The 5,170-nt window shown below is 65.0% G+C and carries 8 protein-coding genes; 5 read left to right on the plus strand and 3 right to left on the minus strand.

Annotation, left to right across the window (positions count from 1 at the left end; translation table 11 throughout):
* On the minus strand, positions 1-506 hold a 506-nt coding region (locus KAY22_RS24230; RefSeq protein WP_296625703.1), incomplete at its 3' end, for a 50S ribosomal protein L25/general stress protein Ctc.
* A gap of 146 nt (positions 507-652) precedes the next feature.
* On the opposite strand from KAY22_RS24230, the gene KAY22_RS24235 reads away from it, so the two are divergent.
* Complete coding sequence (locus KAY22_RS24235; RefSeq protein ID WP_296625704.1) at positions 653-1,312, plus strand: RluA family pseudouridine synthase; 660 nt, start codon at positions 653-655, stop codon at positions 1,310-1,312.
* A 3-nt stretch (positions 1,313-1,315) separates the two neighbouring features.
* Complete coding sequence (arfB, locus tag KAY22_RS24240) at positions 1,316-1,741, plus strand: alternative ribosome rescue aminoacyl-tRNA hydrolase ArfB (RefSeq protein ID WP_296625705.1); 426 nt, start codon at positions 1,316-1,318, stop codon at positions 1,739-1,741.
* A 9-nt stretch (positions 1,742-1,750) separates the two neighbouring features.
* Here arfB and KAY22_RS24245 read toward each other — a convergent pair whose 3' ends face one another.
* A complete protein-coding gene (locus KAY22_RS24245) occupies positions 1,751-2,227 on the minus strand; it encodes an HXXEE domain-containing protein (RefSeq protein WP_296625706.1) in 477 nt (158 codons plus the stop codon).
* An 80-nt stretch (positions 2,228-2,307) separates the two neighbouring features.
* On the opposite strand from KAY22_RS24245, the gene KAY22_RS24250 reads away from it, so the two are divergent.
* Complete coding sequence (locus KAY22_RS24250; RefSeq protein WP_296625707.1) at positions 2,308-2,796, plus strand: GAF domain-containing protein; 489 nt, start codon at positions 2,308-2,310, stop codon at positions 2,794-2,796.
* 7 nt (positions 2,797-2,803) lie between these two features.
* Here KAY22_RS24250 and KAY22_RS24255 read toward each other — a convergent pair whose 3' ends face one another.
* On the minus strand, positions 2,804-3,259 hold the full coding sequence (locus tag KAY22_RS24255) for a universal stress protein (protein WP_296625708.1): 456 nt from the start codon (positions 3,257-3,259) through the stop codon (positions 2,804-2,806).
* A 149-nt stretch (positions 3,260-3,408) separates the two neighbouring features.
* Here KAY22_RS24255 and KAY22_RS24260 point away from each other — a divergent pair, with 149 nt between their 5' ends.
* Together KAY22_RS24260 and KAY22_RS24265 are read left to right on the plus strand one after the other, a co-directional pair.
* A complete protein-coding gene (locus tag KAY22_RS24260; RefSeq protein WP_296625709.1) occupies positions 3,409-4,713 on the plus strand; it encodes a pyruvate dehydrogenase complex dihydrolipoamide acetyltransferase in 1,305 nt (434 codons plus the stop codon).
* Positions 4,713-5,102, plus strand: a complete 390-nt coding sequence (locus tag KAY22_RS24265; protein WP_296625710.1) for an acyl-CoA thioesterase — start codon at positions 4,713-4,715, stop codon at positions 5,100-5,102. The genes KAY22_RS24260 and KAY22_RS24265 overlap by 1 nt, the downstream gene beginning before the upstream one ends.
* Positions 5,103-5,170: the final 68 nt, after the last annotated feature.

Below are 5,170 nucleotides of genomic sequence, written 5' to 3' on the forward strand. Positions count from 1 at the left end.
CCCTTGGGGAGCTTGATCTGCGAGAGGTGGATGTTGTCGCCAACTTCCAGGCCCTTGAGCGACACGACGATCTCGTCGGGGATCATCGCGGCGTCGACGGTCAGGCCGAGGTCGTGAACGACGATGTTGAGAACGCCACCGCGCTTCAGGCCGGGCGACAGATCCTCGTCGACGAAGCGGACGGGAACGTCGACGCTGACGGTCGAATGCTCACCGATGCGGAGGAAATCCGCATGGAGGGGGCGGTCGGTGACCGGATGGAACTGAACGTCCTTCGGCAGGGTCCGGATCTTCTCGCCGCCAACGTCGAGCATGACGACGCTGTTGAAGAAGTGCCCGGTGTGAAGCATCTTCATAAGGACCTTCTCCTCGATGTGAATCGAGGTCGGTTCCTGCTTGTTGCCGTATACAACGGCGGGGACGCGGCCTTCGCGGCGGATCGCGCGGGAGGCTCCCTTGCCTGCCCGCTCGCGCACCTCGGCCGACAGGTCGAGCACTTCGCTCATGACATGTCTCCAGTTCGCTTAGTGTTACAAAAAGACCCGCACTGCCTCCAGGGATGACCAGAGCGGGATGGGGGCGCATAGCGGCGAAGCGGGGAAAAGGCAAGGAACCACTTTGCAGCCGCGCTCCGGCAGTGCATGGGGACGGGGTGCTGGACGAACATATTCTTTTCATCGATGGCGAGGCCATCGTCATCGACAAGCCTGCGGGCCTGCCCGTCGATCCCCCGCGCGACGGAAGTCTGAGCCTGGAGAACCATCTCCAGTCGCTCACCTTCGGTTTCAAGCGCTGGCCGAGCGCGGTTCACCGCCTCGACCGCGACACGTCGGGCTGCCTGCTGCTTGCGCGCAACCCGAAGGCGCACCGGCGCTATGCGCAGAGCTTCGAGGAGGGGCGGGTCGAGAAGGTCTATCTCGCCATCCTCGACGGCATCCCCGACGCATCGGAAGGCTTCGTCGATCTGCCGCTGTTGAAGCAATCGAGCCGGGAAACTGGCTGGCGCATGGTCGGCGATCCCAAGGGCAAGCCGGCGACCACTGCCTGGCGCGTCCTCGAAAGCGTCGACGGTAAGGCGCTGGTCGAGTTCCGCCCCACCACCGGCCGCACCCATCAGATCCGCGTCCATGCCGCGACCGGCGTCGGCGTGCCGATCCTGGGAGATCCGGTCTATGGCCGTGGCGGCAAGGATGGCCGGACGATGCTTCACGCTGCGCGCCTCGTCCTCCCGCGAGAGGGCAAGCCGGCGATCGAGGCCGATGCCGCCATGCCCGACCGCTTCCGCGTGCTGGGCTTCGGCAACGGCGCCTGACCCGTGCCGCGGATACCGGTCACGCAGCATATTTCGATCGACGAGGAGGAGATCGAGGAGCGCTTCGTGCGGGCAAGCGGCCCCGGTGGTCAGAATGTCAACAAGGTGTCGAGCGCAGTCGAACTGCGTTTCGACGTCCGCCACTCGCCTTCGCTTCCCTCGGCGGTGGCCGAACGGCTGGAGCGGCTGGCTGGGTCGCGGCTGACGCAGGAGGGCATCATCGTCATCCAGGCGCAGGAATATCGCGATCAGCCGCGCAATCGCGAGGCGGCGCTGCAGAGGTTGCTCGACCTCATCCGCGACGCGACCTTTGTTCCCAAGAAGCGCAAGCCGACCAAGGCGACCTATGCGTCGAAGTTGCGGCGGCTGGACGGTAAGACCAAGCGGTCGGGGGTCAAGGCAGCGCGGGGCCGGCCGAAGATTGACTGAGCGGGTCCGTCAGAACCCAGCAAGGTGGAAGATACCGAAGGCGGCGATAGCCCCCATGCACAGTCCCCCGGACAGAATCGCCACCGTCATCGCGGTGGGCTGGACGACGTCTTCCTTCAGCGCTGCGCGCCAGAGCAACAGCGACAGGGGCAGATAGACCAGCGCGCTCGAGAGCATGCCGGGCGAATAACGCGCGAACATCAGCATCAGCACGGCGTGGAAGACGAAGTTCCAGAACTGGTGGGCAGCGCTCCAGCCGATCAGCCAGGCATTGGCCCTGTCGGTGCGCAGGCGGACGGCCCGGCGTTGCAGCAGGACAAGGATAGCGAGAAAGGCCAGATTGCTGCCGAGGAACAGTGGCAGGTCCATCGCATGACCGCTGATCTCGCCTGCATAGGCCGGGAAGCCGGTGACATATTCCTCGGCGACGTGCAGCACGAAGGCCGGCGCCAGCAAGGCGGTCAGTCGATAATAGGACAAGGCCATCGGCGCCGCTCCCCCCGGATTTTTGTCGAGGATATCGCTCGACGCTTGAAGCGCAAGCCAAGTGCCGCCAGATGGTGGCCATGTACAGGTTCGATATCGACAAGCATGGCGACAAGGCCGTTCTCTACGACGATCTCTCGGCGGCGCTCGCGGCGTTGACGGCGGACGAACCCGATGCGATCGCCAACATGGCCAATGCGGCCGCATTGATCTGGGAATATCTGCCCGATCTCAATTGGGCGGGCTTCTATCGGGCGGTCGACGACGAACTGGTGCTCGGACCGTTCCAGGGCAAGACGGCCTGCATCCGTATCCCATTCGGGAGGGGCGTCTGCGGTACGGCCGCCGCGACGCATGAAGCGCAATGCGTCGCCGACGTCCACGCCTTTCCGGGGCATATCGCCTGTGATTCGGCCTCGGCGTCGGAACTGGTAATGCCGATCGTCCATCAGGGGCAACTGATCGGCGTGCTCGATCTCGACAGCCCGATCAAGGGGCGCTTCGACGAGCAGGACGTCAAGGGTTGCGCCGAAATGATGGCGGTGCTCGGTCCGCGTATCGTGGGCTGAACGCGGGTCAGCTGACGCGGTCGAGGGCCTCGTCGCTCAGCGATCCGGGAATGATCATGACGGGGCAGGGGAATTGCCCCGCATCGGTTCCTGCGAAATGAGACACCAGCTTGCCGGGATTGCCGCTTGCGGCGGCGCCCAGGACGAGAGCGGCGACATGCGGCTGCTCGCCGAGAATTTCGCGAACGACTGCGACCGGATCGCCCTGCCGGACGGTGATCGATGGCATCACGCCGGTGTCCTCGATCAGTGCGCTCGCCGCCTGGGCGACCATAGCCTCCGCGCGCAGTCTGGCTTCCTCCTCCATCGTCGCCTGGACCGCGCCCCACTGGACGAACTCCTGCTGTGGTACCAGCGCCAGGATTTCGACGGCCCCGCCCGTTTTCGTGGCGCGACGCGCAGCGAAGCGCAATGCTACCCGCGAGGCATCATTTTCGTCGATTACAACCAGATAGGTACGCACCCTTCGCCTCTCCCCTGATTTTTCACCAGATAGGTGAAAGGGCCTGTGAATTTACCGCTCAGCGACCATTCCCGGCCTTGACCTGCCACCGGGGAGGGGGAATGAGTGTGGACCGCATCGACCCCAATTCCTTCCCCAGGGGACAGTTTATGCCGATAGAGTTGAAGATGCCCGCCCTCTCTCCGACGATGGAAGAGGGTACTCTCGCCAAATGGCTCGTCAAGGAGGGCGACAAGGTCGGTCCCGGCGACCTGCTCGCGGAGATCGAGACCGACAAGGCCACTATGGAATATGAGGCGGTCGACGAAGGTACGATCGCGAAGCTGCTGGTCGAGGAAGGCGCCGAGGGCGTCAAGGTCGGCACGGTGATCGCTCTGATCGCGGAAGAGGGCGAGGACGCCTCGTCGGCCTCCCCTGCGCCTGCGAAGAAGGAGGCCGCGCCAGCGCCTGCCGCACCCACCGCCGAGGCAGCCAAGCCGGCTGCAGAGGAAAAGCCTGCGGCTCCTGCGCCAGCGCCCGCCAAGGACAGTGGCGGTGATCGCGTCAAGGCCAGCCCGTTGGCCCGCCGTCTTGCCGCAGCGCAGGGCATCGATCTCGCCCAGATCGAGGGGTCGGGCCCCGGCGGCCGCGTGATCAAGGCCGATCTCGAGGCTGTTTCTGGCGGCAAGAGCGCGTCTGCGCCGTCGGCCTCGGCTCCTGCGGCGGCCAGCGCTCCGGCGGCTACCCCCAAAGCGGCGCCTGCGCCGGTGGTGGCAGCGGACGACATCCCTCACGAGGTCGTCAAGCTGTCGAACATGCGCAAGACGATCGCGCGCCGGCTCACCGAGTCGATGCAGCAGAGCCCGCACATCTTCCTCACGGTCGACATCATGCTCGATCCGCTGTTGAAGCTGCGCGGCGAACTCAACAAGTCGCTCGAAGCGCGCGGTGTGAAGCTGTCGGTCAACGACCTGCTGATCAAGGCGCTGGCCGTAGCGCTGGTCGAGGTGCCGGACTGCAACGTCTCCTTCGCGGGCGACACGCTGATCCGCTACCAACGATCGGACATTTCGGTCGCGGTCGCCATTCCGGGCGGCCTCATCACGCCGATCATCAAGGGCGCCGACACCAAGTCGATCGCCACCATCGCGAACGAGGCAAAGGATCTCGCGCAGCGAGCCAAGGACGGCAAGCTGCAGCCCGCCGAATATCAGGGCGGTACCGCCTCGATCTCGAACATGGGCATGTTCGGCATCAAGCAGTTCACCGCCGTGATCAATCCGCCCCAGGCGATGATCATGGCGGTCGGCGCAGGTGAGAAGCGGCCTTATGTCGTCGGTGACGAGCTGACGACGGCGACTGTGATGTCGGCGACCGGCAGCTTTGATCACCGCGCTATCGACGGCGCGGTCGGCGCTCAGCTGATGCAGGCGTTCAAGCGGCTGGTCGAGAACCCGCTGGGCCTGCTCGCCTGATGGACGAGGCGGTGGAGCAACCGCCGGCGGGCGATCCGGCCATCCGGGTCGTCGCCATGCCGGCGGACACCAATGCCAATGGCGACATCTTCGGCGGCTGGCTCGTCAGCATGATGGATCTCGCAGCCGGGACGATCGCGTCCCAGCGGAGCCGGGGCCGTACCGCGACGATCGCGATCGATGGCATGACCTTTCATCGTCCGGTCAAGGTTGGCGATGTCGTGTCGGTCTATGCCGATCTGGTGTCGATCGGGCGGACCTCGATGAAGATCGACATCACCGCCTGGCGGCGCTCGCGCGATGGGCTCGAAGTCCACAAAGTGACACATGCGACGTTCACTTTCGTCGCGATCGATGAACAGGGACGGCCGCGCGCCGTCGACGAATAGAGCTGCAAGGAGCGGACAGTGGCGGATACCTACGATCTTATCGTTCTCGGATCTGGTCCTGGGGGTTA

The organism is Rhizorhabdus sp., assembly GCF_018006725.1.
Lineage (GTDB): Bacteria > Pseudomonadota > Alphaproteobacteria > Sphingomonadales > Sphingomonadaceae > Rhizorhabdus.

Excerpts from the sequence above, each read along its gene's own strand:
- KAY22_RS24245 (WP_296625706.1), bottom strand. The coding sequence starts at position 2,227 with ATGGCCTTGTCCTATTATCGACTGACCGCCTTGCTGGCGCCGGCCTTC.
- KAY22_RS24260 (WP_296625709.1), top strand. The coding sequence starts at position 3,409 with ATGCCGATAGAGTTGAAGATGCCCGCCCTCTCTCCGACGATGGAAGAG.
- KAY22_RS24265 (WP_296625710.1), top strand. The coding sequence starts at position 4,713 with ATGGACGAGGCGGTGGAGCAACCGCCGGCGGGCGATCCGGCCATCCGG.
- KAY22_RS24250 (WP_296625707.1), top strand. The coding sequence starts at position 2,308 with ATGTACAGGTTCGATATCGACAAGCATGGCGACAAGGCCGTTCTCTAC.